The organism is Anaerotignum sp. (assembly GCF_017483025.1).
Taxonomy (GTDB): domain Bacteria; phylum Bacillota; class Clostridia; order Lachnospirales; family Anaerotignaceae; genus Anaerotignum_A.
The window spans coordinates 1-17,494 of the sequence record NZ_JAFUMA010000070.1; the positions used below are offsets into that span (position 1 = coordinate 1).

Genomic DNA, 17,494 nt, shown 5'->3' on the forward strand with positions numbered 1-17,494 from the left:
AGGAGGCAGAGAGATCTGGCGTGCAGGCTATGTCAATGGGGTGGTGGATAGAGAAGAAATGGCCATCATCATGTACAATTTCCTGAAACAGAATGTTGCCCTTCCTTCCGAGGAGACTCTGCGGAATAAAACCGCAGCGGCGATCCCTGACCTGGGCAACGGCGATGCAACAGTATTCGATCAGTTTGCCATTGCCACAGTATATGAGCTGGGCTGCCTTTCCGGCATGGATAGTGAAGGCACCTTCAATGGCAGCGCTCTGATCACAAGAGGCCAGGCCTGTGTAGCCCTTTTCCGTATGCAGAAGCTGGTGACTGCCAACGCTGGGCAGGCTGTTGGCGCAGATTGGGTGAAAAAACTGGAAACCGGACAGATCAGAGAAGTGCTGAAAGCACCTACGGATGATGGTGTAGTGAGATATAATGGAAAAACGCTGGTCAATGGCGAAAGAGCCACGGAAAGCACCGTGGCGGATCGTATCAATGAGCTGCGAAAGAAATATCCCCAGGGGATGAGCTGCACTGACGGCAGTTTCTTCTATATTGATCCTGTAACGGGACAGAAGACCCCCAACACCGGCTGCTATGCGCTGGCGATGTACATTATGGATTATGTATTCGGCTATGGCGCTTTTGATGCCGCAAAGGGTACCCAGATGGGCAAAGGCTGCAGTGCGGCCCAGAATGATGCCGTATTCAGCAGCATCAAGCCCGGTGATCATATCCGTATCAAAGACCTGCCCCATTCTGTTATTGTTCTGGAGGTTTTCGACGATTATGTGACAGTGGTGGAAGGCAATTACAATAAAGCGGTGAATTGGGGCGGTAAGTATACGAAGGAGTATCTTTCCAGCCACAGCACAATGGTTTATACCTGCTATTAAGATAAAAAGAAAAACACCTGGAGAAAACCAGGTGTTTTTGTTATTTTATGCTTTTTTTCTGCTGCGTTTGGGCTTTTTCAATTCTTTCAGGTTTGTCCCATCCAGACATTCCTGCCCACGTTTCAGGGATACGACGCCGGTACGGCCCATTTCCAAAATGCCATAGGGTTTCATCAGGTCGATGAAGGCATCCAGCTTGGTGGTTTCCCCGGTGACCTCGATGGTCATGGATTCCGCATTGTAATCGATGATCTTATTACGGAAAACATTGACTGCATCGATGATTTCCTGACGGGTGTTCTTATTGGTGGCTACTTTGATCAACACCAGTTCTCGGCAAACAGAAGCGTCGCGAACCATTTCCTTTACGAAATGGACATCGTGAAGTTTGCGCAGCTGTTTGATGACCTGATCGCGGTCGTGCTCTGTGCCGGTGATCATGATGGTCATACGGGAAATGCTGGAGTCTACCGTTTCCCCTACGGTCAGGGTATCGATATTGTAGCCGCGGCGGGCGATCAGGGAAGCAATACGGGTCAGTACGCCATATTTATTGTTTACTAAAAGACCGATCATATATTTTTTCATAGCTTAACGACCTCCCTGCAGAATGATCTCATCGATGGATTTATTTGTGGGCACCATAGGATAAACAAAATCGTTTTCATCGATCGTACATTCGATGACTACAGGGCCGTTTGCCTGGCAGGCCTGATCCATAGCCTGGGCGAATTCCTCCGGTGTTTCTGCCAGATAGCCTTCTGCGCCCATGGCTTTGGCAAAGGCCACAAAATCTGTTTTTCGATGGGTGGTCGTCTGGGAATAATGGGCACTGCTGAAGAAATCCTGCAGCTGGCGCACCATACCCAGTACGCGGTTATTCATTACGATAACGATAACGGGCAGACCTTCCGTTACGGCGGTGCCCAACTCCGCAAAGTTCATGGCGAAGCTGCCGTCGCCGGTGAAGAGGACAGTGCGCTTGCCTGTGCCGATACAGGCGCCATTGGAGGCACCCATGCCGAAGCCCATGGTGCCAAGGCCGCCGCTGGTCAGGAAGGTACGCTGCTGTTCAAAGGGGTAGCGCTGAGCCACCCACATCTGATGCTGGCCTACGTCAGTTACGATGGGGGTATCTTTGGGCATTTTTTCGCTTACCATATCGATGATCTGGAAAGGAGTCAGTCCCCCGTTATACTGGGTTTCGTGGGATGCTTCAAAGGCGCGCATTTCTGCAATGGCTGCCTGCCAGTCGGGCTTTTTGCTGCCTTTTACGGCTTCCAGGAACTTGCCAAGGATATCCTTCGCATCGCCGATGAGGGGCAGGTCTACGGTCACGTTTTTATCGATTTCCGCAGGGTCGATATCGATGTGGATGATATTTGCTTTTTCTGCGTATTTCTGCTTATTGCCAACGGCACGGTCGCTGAAGCGGGCGCCAACGGCGATCAGCAGGTCACATTCGGCGATAGCCTTTGTGGAGGCGTAGCGGCCATGCATACCGGACATGCCAAGGCTGGCGGGAAAGCTGGCTGCAACGGCATCCAGACCCATCAGGCTGTAGCAGATGGGGGCATCCAAGCGTTTGGAAAGCTCCATCACTTCCTTGTCTGCGCCGGCTGTGATGACACCGCCGCCGCAATAGATGACGGGGCGTTTGCTTTTTTCCATCAGCTTCATTGCCTGTTTGATTTCGTCTGCGGTATATTCAGAGGATACGGGCCACAGCTCTACAGGGGGCCGGGGCGTGAATTTGGTCTTTTTCTGCTGTACATCCTTGGGGATGTCGATGAGGACAGGACCGGGTCTGCCGGAGCCTGCCAGGGCGTATGCTTCGCGGATATCGTCCGCCAGTTCTTCCACCCGGGCAACGCGATAGCTATGCTTTACGATGCCGTAGGTCAGGCTGAAAACGTCTACCTCCTGGAAGTTATCCTGACCGATCAGGTCGGTAGGCACGTTCCCTGTGATGATGACCAGGGGGATAGAATCCAGATAAGCTGTAGCGATGCCTGTAACCAGGTTTGTGGCACCGGGGCCGGAGGTGGCCAGTACGACGCCGGTTTTGCCGGTGGCTCTGGCGTAGCCATCAGCTGCGTGGATACCGCCCTGTTCATGGGAGGGCAGGACATGGCGGATACGTCCTTCGTTCTGGTAGATCTGTTCATACAGATCCAAAACGGTGCCGCCGGGATAACCGAAAATTACATCGGTGCCCTGCTCCAGCAGGGTCTCCATCAAAATTTGCGCACCTGTCATTTCCATATTCATCTCTCCTTTGTTTCTTTTGCTGCATTTTATCTTTCGTAAAAAAAATCCGGCAGCGAGTGGCTGCCGGGATAGATACGACGGGATGAGGAAAAGATTCCTGTACAAACACCGAATATCTGAAAATGGGCATCACTCGAAAGGTGTTGCTGCAGGGACAAGCAGGACACCATCATGGAGAACGACCAGGTTTTCGGATACAAATAAGTGTTTCATATGGATTTCCTCTTCAAATTGTTTTATCTTTTGTACATAGTGATTGTATTTAATTTAGCACAATTTGGGGATAAGTGCAAGGTTTTTCCGCATATTTCCGTCAAAGTGGAAGGGCGGTGCTTTCATGGGCCATCTTTCTGTGATATAATCAGGATATGATTTTAAGATGCAAAACAACAGCAGGGAGGAATGACCTATGAATTTGACAGATCTGAAATATGTTATCGAAATCGATAAGCAGGGTTCCATTTCTCTTGCGGCGAAGAAGCTGTTTATTGCCCAGTCCAACCTGAGCCGTGCGGTGAAGGAGCTGGAGAAGGAATTCGACATCATCCTTTTCCAAAGGACATCCAAGGGCGTGGTCGCCACCAGAGAGGGGCAGGATTTTATCGCCAAAGCCAAAGAAATTCTGTATCAGGTAGATTCCCTGACCAATTCCTATTCCAGACTGTCCAATAAAGGGGTCAGCCTGCGCCTTTCTGTGCCCAGAGCCAGCTATATTTCTGATGTCTTTGCGGATTATGTGGCTTCCCTGCAGGAAAGCGAAGCCATGCGTATCCATTACCAGGAGACCAATTCCATGCAGACCATCCGCAATGTGACGGAGTTCCATTATGACATCGGCATTATCCGCTATAATGCCCTTCACGAGTCCTATTACCTGTCTCTGCTGAAGCTGAAAAATCTGCAGCATCGTCTGATCCTGGAATTCGATTATCTTCTGGTCACATCGAAAAAGAGTATCATTGCCGATAAGCATATCCGTTCTTATGAGCAGCTGGAAGGCTGCATCGAGGTCGCCCTGGGGGATAGAAAGCTGCCCAACGGGGAATATATCGGCATTACAGAAGAGAACGAAGGGGAAGAGCAGGGCGGCAGAAAGATCATTTATACTTATGAAAGGGGCAGCCAGTTCGATATCCTGGCCACGGTACCCAATACATATATGTGGTCTTCCCCCATCCCGCAGCCCATTTTGGACAGATATGGGCTGGTACAGCTCAGATGCGGGGCCTTTGCCAAGTATATGAAGGATGTTATGATCTTTAAAGAGGGACATATCCAGAAGCAGGCGGAAAAGGATTTTCTGGATATGCTGCGGGAAAAAACCCGAGAATACGGCGTTTATTTCTGATATATCAAAAATGGATGGCAGCCACCAGTTTTTCTGGTGGCTTTTTTGTTTGGAAAAAAACGGAGGAAAGTCTGTGAAAAAAAGAACGATTTTGAGGGCAAAAAAATAGACAAGGGAAGATGGGAAAGACGGGGCGAGCGCCTTTTTTGTGACCAAAAGAGGGGAGGGAATTCAGGAAAACATATGGCAAAATGCTGTGATTTCTTTGGAAAAACAGATAAAAAATATGCAGATAACACATATATATCATATGGATATGAGAGGAAATGGAGCAAAAATGCCAGTTCGGAGCTGCTGAAACAGAAAAGGAATTGTGATTTGTCCATAAGTCTTGGAAATTTGTTCCTGAAAATTCACATATCTTTTTTGATATATCTCGAATGGGAAATCGGTATGATGTAAAATGAGCGGTTTTTATTGAAATTGCGCAAAAATGATGTTACGATTGGGCCAGAAACAAGAAAAGTGCTGAAAGAATCTGCGGCTCTCCTTATATGAGAAGTGGAAAGACACTGTAAACAGATGCTGCAGCGAAGGTGGCTATCCATTTTACGCATGGCTCTATCGGTACATATCCAAAAAAAGAAATGGAAGATCCCGAAAAAGGAACTACAGATACACACGAAGGAGGAATCGATTATGGCAGAAAACAAGAAAAAAGCAGCTCCGACTGAAGAAATCAAAAAGCCCGCAAGACCCGAAATCGTATACAACGTTGAAACTCTGAAAATGCGTATCGAAGAAGTAAGAGAAGCCCAGAAGAAATTTGCTTCCTATACACAGGAACAGGTAGACAAGATCTTCCTGGCAGCAGCAACAGCGGCGACAAAGAAGAGAATTCCACTGGCGAAGATGGCTGTGGAAGAAACGAAGATGGGTGTTGTAGAAGATAAGGTCATCAAAAACCACTTCGCATCCGAATATATCTACAATGCATATAAAGATGCTCAGACCTGCGGTGTACTGGAAGAAGATCCTGCTTTCGGTATTAAAAAGATTTATGAACCCATCGGCGTTATCGCGGCAGTTATCCCCACGACAAATCCCACTTCCACAGCGATCTTCAAATCTCTGATCTGCTTGAAAACAAGAAATGGTATGATCGTATCTCCTCACCCCGGTGCAAAGAAGAGTACGATCGCAGCCCTGAAGGTAGTTCTGGATGCAGCGGTTGAAGCCGGCGCTCCTGAAGGCATCATTGCATGGATCGATGAACCTTCCATTGAAATGTCCATGGAAGTTATGAGAGATGCGGACATGGTTCTGGCAACAGGCGGCCCTGCCATGGTGAAATCTGCTTACTCCAGCGGGAAACCTGCAGTTGGTGTAGGGAATGGTAATACACCTGCTCTGATCGACGAAACAGCTGATCTGCTGATGGCAGTCAACTCCGTTATCCACTCTAAAACATTCGATAATGGTACGATTTGTGCTTCCGAACAGTCTGTTGTTATCGAACAGAAAGTATATGACGCTTGTAAGAAGGAATTTGCAGCAAGAGGCTGTTACTTCCTGAATGAAGAAGAAAAAGAAAAAATTCGCGGCATCATTCTGAATGCTGCAGGCAATATCAATGCCCAGATCGTAGGCCGCAGCCCTGCTCAGATCGCAGAATTGGCAGGCTTTACAGTTTCCAAGGATGTAAAGATCCTTATTGGCGAAGTTTCCGAAGTAGATGTAACCATCGAACCTTTTGCTCATGAAAAACTGTCTCCTATCCTGGCGATGTACAAAGGCAAAGACTTCGAAGAATGTCTGGCGATCGCAGAACGTCTGGTTATCGATGGCGGTATCGGTCATACATCCGTACTGTATGTTGACCCTGTGAAAGCACCTGAAAAAGTTAGAAAATTCGAAGAAGTTATGAAGACTTGCCGTATCCTGATCAATACCCCTTCCTCTCAGGGTGGTATCGGCGACCTGTATAACTTCAGACTGCTTCCTTCCCTGACACTGGGCTGTGGTTCCTGGGCCGGCAATGCTGTTTCCGAAAACGTTGGTATCAAACAGCTGGTACAGATCAAGACTGTTGCGGAAAGGAGAGAAAATATGCTGTGGCTGAGAACTCCTGAAAAAGTTTACTTCAAGAAAGGCTGTCTGGGCGTAGCGCTGAAAGAGCTGAAAGATGTTTATAAGAGAAAGAAAGCCTTCATCGTAACAGACTCCTTCCTGTATAAGAATGGTTATACAAAAGCCATCACAGATCAGCTGGATGAAATGGGCATCGCCCACCATACATTCTTTGAAGTAACTCCTGACCCTACCCTGACCTGTGCAAAATCCGGCGTAGCAGCTCTGGCAGCCTTTGCGCCTGACGTAATCATCGCAGTGGGCGGCGGCTCCGCGATGGACGCAGCGAAGATCATGTGGATCATGTATGAACATCCCGAATGCGACTTTGCTGACCTGGCAATGCGCTTCGTAGATATCCGTAAGAGAGTTTATGTATTCCCTAAGATGGGCGAAAAAGCGATCATGGTTTCCATCGCTACATCCTCCGGTACAGGCTCCGAAGTAACACCTTTCGCCATCATCACAGACGAAACAACACAGACAAAATACTCCATCGCTGACTATGCTCTGCTGCCTACCATCGCCATCAGTGACGCTGATATGATGATGGAACAGCCTAAGGGCCTGACAGCTGCATCCGGTATCGACGCGCTGACCCATGCACTGGAAGCTTATGTTTCCATGCTGGCAACAGACTATACAGACGGCCTGGCACTGAAAGCTGCAAAACTGGTATTCGATTACCTGCCCAGAGCATACAAATACGGCAAAGATGACGTAGAAGCTCGTGAAAAAATGGCAAATGCTTCCACAATCGCCGGCCTGGCATTCGCGAACGCATTCCTGGGCGTATGTCACTCCATGGCACATAAACTGGGCGCACATCACCATGTACAGCACGGTGTTGCCAATGCACTGCTGATCACAGAAGTTATGAAATACAACGCTGCGGAAGTTCCCAGAAAGATGGGTACATTCCCTCAGTACAAATATCCTCATACACTGCAGAGATATGCTGAAATCGCTGCTTACCTGGGTCTGCCCGGTAAGAACGATCAGGAAAAATTCGATGCTCTGGTTGCTAAGGTAGAAGAACTGAAAGCAACGATCGGTATCGCATCCTCCATCAAAGAACATGGTATCGATGAAAAGACATTCCTGGGCAAACTGGATATCATGTGCGAAGAAGCATTCGATGACCAGTGCACAGGCACCAACCCCAGATATCCTCTGATGACAGAAATCAGAGAAATGTATCTGAATGCTTACTATGGTAAAAAATAAGAAGTAGTTTGCTTTACCCGCCCTTCCTTTTATGACGGGCTGCGGCCTGACGCAGCCCACATAAGAGGATAAGAGGGGCATAAATACAAATGTGAAAAGTCCGACTGCGATACGCAGTCGGATTTATTTTTTTATGATATAATGGGCTTAAAAAGAGCAACAAAAAGGAGGATATTATGAAACTGATCTTGGCTTCGGCCTCTCCCAGAAGAAAGGAATTACTGGCAAAGACTGGTTTGCCTTTCGATATCATCCCTGCCAAAGGGGAAGAAATCATCACGAAAGAAAGCCCTGCGGAGGTGGTGATGGAATTGTCTCAGCAGAAGGCGAAGGAAATTGCGGAACAGCAGACGGAGGAATGTATCGTCATCGGCGCAGACACCATCGTTGCCAAGGGCGAGACGATCATGGGGAAACCAAAGGATGCGCAGGATGCTTATGGCATGCTGGAAAGCATTTCCGATGATTGCCATCAGGTCTACACCGGCGTGACCATCATCCGCGTGGGGGCTCAGGCAGAAAGCATCACCTTTGCGGAAAAAACAGACGTATACCTGTATCCCATTTCCGAAGAGGATATCAAAGCCTATATCGCCAGCGGCGACCCCATGGATAAGGCGGGGGCTTACGGTATCCAGGGGGATTTTGCCATCCATGTGAAAGGTATCGAAGGGGATTATTACAATGTGGTCGGCCTGCCCATCGGCAGAGTGTATCAGGAATTGAAAAAGCTGCTGTGATGCGTATCATAGAGACATACGTGATTTTTTTGCGACCTATATAAAATAGGAGGAATAGAAATGTCCTTTTTGAAAGAACTTTTTGGAACAGAAAAACCGATCATTGGCCTGGTGCATGTGCGCGCACTGCCCGGCGATCCTTTCTATAAAGGAGAAGGAATGGACGCTGTGATCGCTCAGGCGAAAGCAGACCTGGAAGCACTGCAGAACGGCGGACAGCGATAAATGGATCAGTTGGGTATACCCCTGGGGCGATGACCAGAAGACCTGCGATATCCCCAGCGGCATCAGCCTTTCTATTGCAGCAGAACTGCTGGCGGCTCAGGAAGCATTTGCTTCTTATGACGCCCTGATGGAAGGCATCGGCAAAATGGATGCCATCGTTGCGGCGGCGAAAGGGAAAGTACAGGCAGAACTGTGCGATCGTTTTGCAGCCCTGTGTCAGGAACATGAATTTTTGTATATCCTTGGTTCCGGCTCTACCTTCAGCCAGACCTACGGCTTTGCCATCTGCAGCCTGATGGAAATGCAGTGGCAGCATTGTGCATATCTGCACAGCGGCGAATATTTCCATGGCCCCTTCGAAGTGACAGAAAAGGGCGTGTTCTATTTCCTGCAGAAATCCTCCGGCAAATGCAGACCTATGGATGAAAGAGCGGAAGATTTCCTGAAAACTCATACAGATGCCCTGATGGTGCTGGATGCTATGGAATACGGCATGGATGTGATCGATCCTGCAGTCCGTGATTATCTGGATCCTGTCCTGTTCTATGCGATGAACTGTGAACTGCGCTCTGCCCGTGGCAAAGTGTTTGACCATGATGTGGATTATCGCAGATATATGGGCAAGATTCCCTATTGAGAAAGAGGTGTGGATATGAAATATCCTGTAAAAGTTTTGGGCTTTGGCGACAATGTCGTAGATAAATATGAACATCTGAAAATCATGTACCCCGGCGGCAATGCGGTGAATTTTGCAGTATATGCAAAGAAATTCGGCGCGGAACGCAGTGCCTATATGGGTATTTTCGGCAATGATGCAGCAGGGGAGCACGTCATATCTTCTCTGCAGGCGGAAGACATCGAACTGGTAAAATGTATCCAGGTCATCGGGGAAAACGGTGCCTCCAAGAATACCGTCATCGATGGCGACCGTGTTTTTCTGGAAAGCAATGAAAGCGGCATCCGCGGGGATATGCGCTATGTGCTGAGCCGTTTCGATCTGGAATATATCCGCCAGTTCGATCTGGTGCATAGCGGCAATTACTGCTTCACAGAAAGAGAATTGCCTAAAATTCGCAGGGCAGGCGTACCCATCAGTTTTGACTTTTCCGATGATTCCACAAAGGAATATTTCGAAATGGTGGCGCCTAATGTGGATTTTGCCTTCCTTTCCTGCAGCGATATGGCAGAAGAGGAAATCCGTGAAAAACTGGCGTGGATCCATTCCCTTGGCCCTGCCTTTGTCTGTGCGTCCCGCGGGGCAGAAGGCTGTATTGCCTTTGACGGCGAAAGGTATTATCTGCAGGAGGCCCTCCCTGTGGCAAAAATGGCAGATACTATGGGCGCAGGGGACAGCCTGCTGACGGCATTTCTCGTAAGTTTCCTTTCTGCAAAGAAAGAGGGGAAAACAGCAGATATCGCGGACTGTCTGAAAACAGCCGCAGCCTTTGCGTCGGAGATCTGTGGCATAGACGGCGCATGGGGATACGGAGTGCATTACGAAGACTGAGAAAAAGCGGCAGTTGGTTTTTGCTGTTCTGATGTCTATGAAATCTGAATGAATAGTATCTGAAATGAAGCATACTCTGCGGGGCGAGGGGATGAAAATCATAAAATTAATATAAGATGGCATTTCATATCCTGCCCAACCTTAGCATATACATAACCAAGATAAACTTAGGGGAGTGCTTGGTTTGAAGACGTATATCGAAGAAAGGGCGGTCGAAGTTGCGAAATTTATGATACACACAAATGCGACAGTGAGAGAAACGGCGAAGAAATTTGGAATTTCAAAATCCACAGTGCATAAGGATATTACCGATAGAGTAGAACGCATCGACCCGGAACTGGCAAGATCTGTCCGCGCGGTGCTGGAAGTAAACAAAGCGGAGCGCCACATTCGCGGCGGTCTGGCGACAAGGGAAAAATACCTGCACAGTAAAAATAAATGAAAAATAAGGCTATATCCTAATTGGATATAGCCTTTGTAAATTATTCTGTTTCTACAGTAATGGTGCTGGTCGCACTGTCCCAGCCTACGGAGAAACCAAAAATATCACCCAGATCACGGAGCTTGAAGTAATTGTTTCCGTGGATCAGATAAGCAGTAGGATAACATCTTTCCCCATTGATAAACAGAGGAGAAAGGCTCTCCGATGCGGAAGCGGGAGGCGCAGCAGCAGCTTTTCCTTCCGTACCCACAGGGAGATATGCTTCCCCTGCCTGCAGAGTGATGGAAGAAAGTGCATTGTCATAAGCCACACTGAACTGGCTTCCCGTGCCATTCAGTACGGCAGCAAGGTCTCTCAGTTTGAAATAGGTATTGCCATTGATGGTATAGGCACCTACGCTGACAGGCGTTCCGTTTACCTGCAGTTTTGCAGAAGATGCGTATACTTTTTGGGGGGCAGGCAGCATTTCTGCCTTATAATAGTAGCTGGTTGTGCCATCAAATTCCCAGATATTATGGGTTTGGCTGAAAGAATGGAGGCTGGCATCGAACCAATGCGGTGCATTATAGTCCCTCCAGTTGAACTTACCGTTTTCAAAGGTGTTCCAGGAGCCCCATGTACTGTCGATCATGACAGGGCGCTGGTCGATATAGGCCGTGGTCCAGCTGTGGCCTACCATGCTTTCTGGCGTATGTCCTGCAGCGCCGGAAGTGAAAAGAGCAGGAATACCAACGGAACGCAGCAGAGCGTTGGTCAGGTTGGTATAACCGACACAGATCGCTTTTTTATCCTTCAGTACGGTAACAGGGTCGGAGCTGTAGCCGCTGTCAGCATAGGCAACATTGTTGGTGACCCATTCAAAAATGGCTGCTGCTTTTTCGTAAGGGTCTGTGATGCCGGCAGTGATCTCTGCGGCCTTATTGTCGATGATCTTCTGAGATGCTGCATTATCTGTATAATAGGGCTCTAAGGCAAACTTCAGTGCTTCGCTGTCACCCCTGAGGTTCGTATAATCTTCCAGATTCTTTTCTTCATAACGGGCAAGGGCGGGGGCAGTTTCGCCGTTGACGATACGGAAATAACCGGCATCCTTTAGAAAGCCTGTCATAAATGTTCCGTTGGATTCAAATTCGGCATTCATTTGATACAGACCATCCTTTTCCTTGCCATCCAGACGGAAGGATGCCTTACCGTTTTTTACTTTTGCTGTAAATTCGTGCCCTGTGAAAGGGATGGCACTCCAGTTTTCGTCATGCTGCCAATAGGACATATACACCGTATCGCCGTTATATTCCGCAGGAAATCCTTCGGCGGTGATGTTTTCTCCGTCGAAAACCCATACCACATCCTGATTGCCCCGCACCATATGGGCTGCAAAGGCTGTGGAAGGCAGGCTGGCAGTCAGAACGGCTGCAGATAATAAGAATGCCAGATATTTTTTCTTCATTATAAAGACCTCCTTTTATAGCAGAGTCACTTCTCTGCCGTTCAGTTCGATGATCTCTTCGTCCTTCATTTTTCTGATCTCGCGCATCATGGCGCTGCGGTCGATGCAGAGATAATTTGCCAGTTTCAGCAGGGAGAAGGGCAGTTGGAAGGTCAGGCTTCCCTGTTTTGTGCTCTGGATGCGGAAATAGCTCATCAGCTTGCCGCGGATGGAGCGGTGACTCAGGATATCCACCTTTTCTGTCAGCAGAACAACTTTTCTGCCCATCAGCTGCAGCATGTTTTCTACCACCTGGGTATGGTGCTGGCAGGCATTGGAGCAGCGTTTTGTGATGTGGTGCTTTTCAATAAAAAGGACGGAGCAGTCCTTTTCGCAGATGGTGATGAATTCATCCTCCTGATTGGCGAAGGCGAAGGCATCGCCGAATACCCCTGTATCCTCCAGATATTCCAGCAGGTCAAGGGAACCGTCGATGCTGATGCGGCTGACGGAAACAGCCCCTTCCAGCAGCAGGCAGATGTACTCCTTGTCGCCATCGCGGGTAGGGATGATATCCTTTTCGGAAAAAGAACGCTTCTTCATTTCGAAGCAGGGGATCATTTTTTCGATGCTTTCAGAGGAAATATTCGCAAATAAGGCGTTATTGGATAAATTTTTCATATTTTCCTCCATTCTGTTGCATTTGCAACACAGTTCTTATTGAGAATATGATATCATAAACTCATAGAAAAGCAAGAGAAAAACAAAAAGAAAATAGGGAATAGAAAAGAGAAAAACTGAGAATATATTTCAGAAACCTATTGACAAATCCCTACTGGGGGAATATAATTTAGATAAGGTATTAAATAATAATAATTATCAAATAAGAGAGAGACAAAAATAGAGAGAGCATTTTCAGAGGAGGAACGAATTATGAAGGCACCTAGATTTTTCAAATGTAACCACTGCAAAAATATCATCGTTATGGTAGAAGACAAGGGCGTACCCGTAATGTGCTGCGGCGAAAAAATGCAGGAAATGAAAGCAAACACATCCGACGGCGCAGGCGAAAAACACGTTCCCGTTGTTGAAGTAAATGGAAAAGAAGTAAAAGTGGTTGTTGGCGAAGTAGCACATCCTATGATCGAAGAACACCACATCGCATGGATCTACCTGCATACAAATCAGGGCGGCCAGCTGAAATATCTGGATCACACAGGCGCACCCGAAGTAGTTTTTGCACTGGCTGAAGGCGAAGAAGTGATCGCGGCTTATGAATACTGCAACCTGCACGGTCTGTGGAGCAAAGAAGTATAAGCATAATAAAGTATAAAAGAGAGAACGTTGAGGGGGAGGGTGGAAAGCCTTCCCTCTTATTTCATAAAAAAAGAAACTGACTACAATGACATAATAGCCACTTAGCCACTTTCTTTTATTTTTTTACAAAAAATCCTATAATTTTGATATGTGAAAGGGGTTATCCTATGAAGACTTTACAGCTGAAAAACGATTTATACTGGGCAGGTATCCTGGATAGCGACCTGCGTGTGTTCGATATCATCATGTACACAGAATTTGGTACAACATACAATTCTTATATTTTGAAATGCGGTGACAAGACTGTCCTTTTTGAAACAGCGAAGGAAAAATTCTACGGCGATTACCGCGAAGCCCTGCTGGAACAGCTGGATATCGAAACCATCGACTATATCGTGGTAGACCATACCGAACCCGACCATGCCGGCTCCATCGTCCGCGTGATCGAAGAAAACCCCAAGGCGAAGATCATCGCCACACCTACAGCCATCTCTTTCCTGAAAGAGATCGTAAATGGTGATTTCTACAGCATCGCAGTGAATGACGGCGACGAAATGAAGATCGGCAACAAGACACTGAAATTCTTCGTTCTGCCCAATCTGCATTGGCCTGACACCATGTATACCTATATCGTAGAGGATAAAACTCTGGTGACATGCGACTCCTTTGGTTCTCATTATGCCCACGAAGGCATCCTGAGAAGCACCGTAACAGATTATGAAGGCTACCTGAGAGCCACAAAATATTATTTCGACAACATCCTGGGCCCCTTCAAACAGCCCTATATGACAGACGCCCTGAAGGTGGTTCGTTCTCTGGATATCGACCTGATCTGTCCCGGCCACGGCCCCGTTCTGGATAGCCATATCCCCGAACTGCTGGCCATCTATGACGAATGGTGCAAAATCCCCACCAACGATAAGACTACAGTAGTCATCCCTTACGTAAGTGCTTACGGCTATACAGAAGAACTGGCTGGCAAGATTACAGAAGGTATCAAGGAAGCCGGCGATATCGACGTAAAGCTGTATGATCTGGTAACGGCAGACGCAGCAGTGGTAGCCGGCGAAATTGGCGCAGCCGATGGTATCCTCTTCGGCACACCCACTATCCTGCAGGAAGCTCTGAAACCTATCTGGGATCTGACAACAGGTATGTATCCTCCCATCCACGGCGGCAAGCTGGCCTCTGCATTCGGCAGCTATGGCTGGAGCGGCGAGGGTGTTCCCCACATCATCGAAAGACTGAAACAGATCAACCTGCGTGTGGTAGATGGTTTCCGTGTACGTTTCCGTCCCTCCGAAAAGGACTTGGCAGAAGCCTTTGAATTTGGCTATAGCTTTGGCCTGAAACTGCTGAAGGGCGAAGAAAAGAAACAGCCCTCCGCAAGAGGTACTCTGGTGAAATGTCTGGTTTGCGGTGAAATTTTCGATTCTTCCGTGGAAACCTGCCCCGTTTGCGGCGTAGGCGCGGAAAACTTCGTTCCTGTGGAAAGTCAGGAAACTTCCTTCCGTCAGAATACAGATGAAAGATTTGTGATCCTGGGCGGCGGCACAGCGGCCCTCAATGCGGCGAAAAATATCCGCATGAGAAATGCTGCAGCAAGCATCACCATGATCTCCGAAGAAAAAGAACTGCCCTACGACAGACCCATGCTGACAAAGCGCATGTTTGGCGCAGTCAGTGGCGGCGCTATCGCCAGCGTAGGCGCAGAATGGTATAAAGAAAACAACATCGAGCTTCTGCTCGACAGTAAAGTCGAACGTCTGGATGCGGACAGAAAAGAAGTCATCCTCTCTAATGGCTCCGTATATCCTTTTGATAAATGTATTTACGCGCTGGGCTCTCACAGCTTCGTTCCTCCGATCAAGGGCAGAGAACTGCCTCAGGTTACGGCTGTCCGCACCATTCCAGACGTGGAAAAGGTGAATAAACTGGCCCGTGGTGCAAAGAGTGCCGTTGTCATCGGCGGCGGTGTCCTTGGCTTAGAAGCGGCATGGGAACTGAGAAAAGCAAAACTGGATGTAACTGTTCTGGAAAGCGCGCCTGTACTGATGGCGGGCAAAGTGGACGCAGAAACCGTGAAGATGCTGACAAATATTGCAGAATGCAAGGGCATCTCCATCCTGACAGGCGTGAAGATCGCAGAAATCAGCGGCACAGAAAAAGTGGAAGGTATTCTGCTGGAAAGCGGCGAAAAGATCCCTGCTGATCTGGTGATCATCTCCACAGGTGTTCGAGCAAATATCGACATTGCCAAGGCGGCAGGTCTGGAAACAGACAGAGCAGTCATCGTTAATGCAAACATGGAATCCAACATTCCCGGCATCTATGCGGCAGGCGACTGCGCCCAGTACGATGGTGCAAACATCACTATCTGGCCTGTGGCTTCCGAAATGGGCCGTATCGCCGGCGCAAATGCAGCGGGCGAAGGGCTGGTATACAGACCCGAAACAAACGGCATGAGCTTCCATGGCATGGGTACAGCTCTCTACGCCATCGGCGATGTGGGCTCAAAACCCGGTGTTTCCTACAAAACAGTGGAAATCAAGGATGAAAAGAAACAGACCCTGGAAAGACTGTATTTCCATAACAATATCATCTGCGGCGCCATCCTGCTGGGCGACACTTCCCGCATGGCAGCGGTGACAGACGCAGTGAAAGCACAGAAAACATTCAAGGAAATTATCTAAGAGAATAAAAAATGGACGACTCTTCGGAGTCGTCCTTCTTTTTATTTTATTTCAATTCTGCCATATGTTTCTTTTCCGCAACGCCGCTTTCTGCCACGTCAAATTCCCAGTTCCAGGGGTCTTTGCGGCAGATGCCGTCGGCGAAGGGTACGAAAATGGAGATCAGGCCGAAGATCGCCAGAATCCAGCAATACCACATATAAGGCACCACATGAACGGGGGTGATGGTCAGGCTGGGGTCTGTCAGAGTGGCGTTTGCCAGGGAAGCCGCCACCAGAAGCTGTGCGCCATAGGGGATGATGCCCTGGAATACACAGGAGAAAATATCCAGCAGGGATGCTGTTCTTCTGGGGTCTACCTTGTATTCTCTGCTCATGTCCTTGGCGATGTTGCCGCTGATGATGATAGCAACGGTGTTGTTTGCTGTGGCGCAGTCCGTAGCGGAAGCCAGGGCCGCAATGCCCAGCTGTGCAGATTTCTGCCCTTTCATCATGCTGCCCAGCTTTTCGATGAGCCATACGATGCCGCCGTTGTGGGCGATCAGCTCAGAAAGGCCGCCGCAGAAAAGGGCCAGGAAGAATACTTCATTCATGCTGGTGAAGCCTGTCCAGATATTCTGGGCGAAGGTGAAGATGGTCAGGTCGCTGTAGATCATACCGATGATGCCTGCGCTGAAAATGCCGATGATCAGGGTCAGGAATACATTCATGCCTGCCAGCGCCAGGGCCAGAACGGCAATATAGGGGATGACTTTCACAATGTCGAAGGAAAGATTACCGATATCCGTCACCGTTTCGGGTCTGCCGATGAAGAGGAATACCACCGTTGTCAGAATTGCCGCAGGCAGGGCGATGAGGAAATTCACGCGGAATTTGTCTCTCAGTTCGCAGCCCTGGGTGCGGGTGGCGGCGATGGTCGTATCGGAGATCATAGACAGGTTATCGCCGAAAAGGGCGCCGCCCACGCAAGCCCCTATGACAAGGGGAACGGACAGACCGACTTTTTCGCCCACGCCAACGGCGATGGGGATGATGGCGCTGACCGTACCAACGGAGGTACCTGTGGCCGTGCCCATAAAGGCGGAGATGATGAAGATACCCGCCACCAGAAATTGGGGAGGCACGATGCTCAGACCCAGATTTACCGTAGCGTCTCTGCCGCCCATAGCGGCTGCAACGCCGGCAAAGGCCCCTGCCAGAATGTAGATCATCAGCATGGTCAGCAAGTTTTCATTGGCTGCGCCTCTGGCAAAGATAGAGAATTTTTCGTTGATGCTTTCTTTCCCCATGCAAAAAGCGAACAGCACTGCGATGAACATGGCTGTTACAGAGGGGAACTGATAAAA

Annotated in this window: 16 protein-coding genes; 11 read left to right on the forward strand and 5 right to left on the reverse strand. The window is 48.6% G+C overall.

The genetic code is table 11. The features are described from left to right. Positions 1 to 883 (forward strand): S-layer homology domain-containing protein (locus IJ369_RS06305; RefSeq protein WP_290717321.1); only part of this gene is annotated, 883 nt, incomplete at its 5' end. 45 nt (positions 884 to 928) lie between these two features. On the opposite strand, the gene ilvN is transcribed toward IJ369_RS06305, so the two are convergent. Both ilvN and ilvB read right to left on the reverse strand, forming a co-directional pair. Continuing rightward, positions 929 to 1,471, reverse strand: a complete 543-nt coding sequence (gene ilvN / locus IJ369_RS06310; protein WP_290717323.1) for an acetolactate synthase small subunit — start codon at positions 1,469 to 1,471, stop codon at positions 929 to 931. Positions 1,472 to 1,474: 3 nt separating this feature from the next. After that, positions 1,475 to 3,148: a biosynthetic-type acetolactate synthase large subunit gene (gene ilvB / locus IJ369_RS06315; RefSeq protein ID WP_290717325.1), complete on the reverse strand. Its 1,674-nt coding sequence runs from the start codon at positions 3,146 to 3,148 to the stop codon at positions 1,475 to 1,477. A 415-nt stretch (positions 3,149 to 3,563) separates the two neighbouring features. On the opposite strand from ilvB, the gene IJ369_RS06320 reads away from it, so the two are divergent. The 8 genes from IJ369_RS06320 (at position 3,564) to spoIIID (ending at position 10,713) form a co-directional block, all read left to right on the forward strand. After that, positions 3,564 to 4,502, forward strand: coding sequence for a LysR family transcriptional regulator (locus tag IJ369_RS06320; RefSeq protein ID WP_290717327.1), 939 nt, complete (start codon positions 3,564 to 3,566; stop codon positions 4,500 to 4,502). A gap of 45 nt (positions 4,503 to 4,547) precedes the next feature. Next, entirely contained in the window at positions 4,548 to 4,904 is a 357-nt protein-coding gene (locus tag IJ369_RS06325; RefSeq protein WP_290717329.1) for a hypothetical protein, read from the forward strand. 237 nt (positions 4,905 to 5,141) lie between these two features. Next, entirely contained in the window at positions 5,142 to 7,799 is a 2,658-nt protein-coding gene (gene adhE, locus IJ369_RS06330; RefSeq protein ID WP_290717331.1) for a bifunctional acetaldehyde-CoA/alcohol dehydrogenase, read from the forward strand. Positions 7,800 to 7,975: 176 nt separating this feature from the next. Beyond that, complete coding sequence (locus tag IJ369_RS06335; protein ID WP_330612952.1) at positions 7,976 to 8,539, forward strand: Maf family nucleotide pyrophosphatase; 564 nt, start codon at positions 7,976 to 7,978, stop codon at positions 8,537 to 8,539. Positions 8,540 to 8,599: 60 nt separating this feature from the next. Beyond that, positions 8,600 to 8,764 (forward strand): BtpA/SgcQ family protein, encoded by a 165-nt coding sequence (locus IJ369_RS06340; RefSeq protein ID WP_290717333.1) that lies wholly within the window; start codon positions 8,600 to 8,602, stop codon positions 8,762 to 8,764. A gap of 127 nt (positions 8,765 to 8,891) precedes the next feature. Continuing rightward, positions 8,892 to 9,401 (forward strand): hypothetical protein, encoded by a 510-nt coding sequence (locus IJ369_RS06345; protein ID WP_290717335.1) that lies wholly within the window; start codon positions 8,892 to 8,894, stop codon positions 9,399 to 9,401. A gap of 15 nt (positions 9,402 to 9,416) precedes the next feature. After that, positions 9,417 to 10,271 (forward strand): PfkB family carbohydrate kinase, encoded by an 855-nt coding sequence (locus tag IJ369_RS06350; protein ID WP_290717337.1) that lies wholly within the window; start codon positions 9,417 to 9,419, stop codon positions 10,269 to 10,271. A gap of 184 nt (positions 10,272 to 10,455) precedes the next feature. Continuing rightward, complete coding sequence (gene spoIIID, locus IJ369_RS06355; protein WP_290717338.1) at positions 10,456 to 10,713, forward strand: sporulation transcriptional regulator SpoIIID; 258 nt, start codon at positions 10,456 to 10,458, stop codon at positions 10,711 to 10,713. Positions 10,714 to 10,753: 40 nt separating this feature from the next. On the opposite strand, the gene IJ369_RS06360 is transcribed toward spoIIID, so the two are convergent. Both IJ369_RS06360 and IJ369_RS06365 read right to left on the reverse strand, forming a co-directional pair. Next, a complete protein-coding gene (locus tag IJ369_RS06360; RefSeq protein ID WP_290717340.1) occupies positions 10,754 to 12,160 on the reverse strand; it encodes a transglutaminase domain-containing protein in 1,407 nt (468 codons plus the stop codon). Between the two features lie 15 nt (positions 12,161 to 12,175). Further along, a complete protein-coding gene (locus tag IJ369_RS06365; RefSeq protein WP_290717342.1) occupies positions 12,176 to 12,820 on the reverse strand; it encodes a Crp/Fnr family transcriptional regulator in 645 nt (214 codons plus the stop codon). 252 nt (positions 12,821 to 13,072) lie between these two features. On the opposite strand from IJ369_RS06365, the gene IJ369_RS06370 reads away from it, so the two are divergent. Both IJ369_RS06370 and IJ369_RS06375 read left to right on the forward strand, forming a co-directional pair. After that, positions 13,073 to 13,456 (forward strand): desulfoferrodoxin family protein, encoded by a 384-nt coding sequence (locus IJ369_RS06370; protein ID WP_290717344.1) that lies wholly within the window; start codon positions 13,073 to 13,075, stop codon positions 13,454 to 13,456. Positions 13,457 to 13,623: 167 nt separating this feature from the next. Then, positions 13,624 to 16,149: an FAD-dependent oxidoreductase gene (locus IJ369_RS06375; protein WP_290717346.1), complete on the forward strand. Its 2,526-nt coding sequence runs from the start codon at positions 13,624 to 13,626 to the stop codon at positions 16,147 to 16,149. Between the two features lie 46 nt (positions 16,150 to 16,195). Here the strand turns inward: IJ369_RS06375 and IJ369_RS06380 are convergent. Then, positions 16,196 to 17,494: Na+/H+ antiporter NhaC family protein (locus IJ369_RS06380; RefSeq protein ID WP_290717348.1), on the reverse strand; the 1,299-nt coding region annotated here is incomplete at its 5' end.

Bases quoted from the DNA above. Each gene is read 5' to 3' on its own strand.
- adhE (WP_290717331.1), top strand. From the start codon at position 5,142: ATGGCAGAAAACAAGAAAAAAGCAGCTCCGACTGAAGAAATCAAAAAG.
- ilvB (WP_290717325.1), bottom strand. From the start codon at position 3,148: ATGGAAATGACAGGTGCGCAAATTTTGATGGAGACCCTGCTGGAGCAG.
- IJ369_RS06320 (WP_290717327.1), top strand. From the start codon at position 3,564: ATGAATTTGACAGATCTGAAATATGTTATCGAAATCGATAAGCAGGGT.
- IJ369_RS06370 (WP_290717344.1), top strand. From the start codon at position 13,073: ATGAAGGCACCTAGATTTTTCAAATGTAACCACTGCAAAAATATCATC.
- ilvN (WP_290717323.1), bottom strand. From the start codon at position 1,471: ATGAAAAAATATATGATCGGTCTTTTAGTAAACAATAAATATGGCGTA.
- IJ369_RS06340 (WP_290717333.1), top strand. From the start codon at position 8,600: ATGTCCTTTTTGAAAGAACTTTTTGGAACAGAAAAACCGATCATTGGC.
- IJ369_RS06335 (WP_330612952.1), top strand. From the start codon at position 7,976: ATGAAACTGATCTTGGCTTCGGCCTCTCCCAGAAGAAAGGAATTACTG.
- IJ369_RS06375 (WP_290717346.1), top strand. From the start codon at position 13,624: ATGAAGACTTTACAGCTGAAAAACGATTTATACTGGGCAGGTATCCTG.
- IJ369_RS06350 (WP_290717337.1), top strand. From the start codon at position 9,417: ATGAAATATCCTGTAAAAGTTTTGGGCTTTGGCGACAATGTCGTAGAT.
- IJ369_RS06365 (WP_290717342.1), bottom strand. From the start codon at position 12,820: ATGAAAAATTTATCCAATAACGCCTTATTTGCGAATATTTCCTCTGAA.
- IJ369_RS06360 (WP_290717340.1), bottom strand. From the start codon at position 12,160: ATGAAGAAAAAATATCTGGCATTCTTATTATCTGCAGCCGTTCTGACT.
- IJ369_RS06345 (WP_290717335.1), top strand. From the start codon at position 8,892: ATGGAAGGCATCGGCAAAATGGATGCCATCGTTGCGGCGGCGAAAGGG.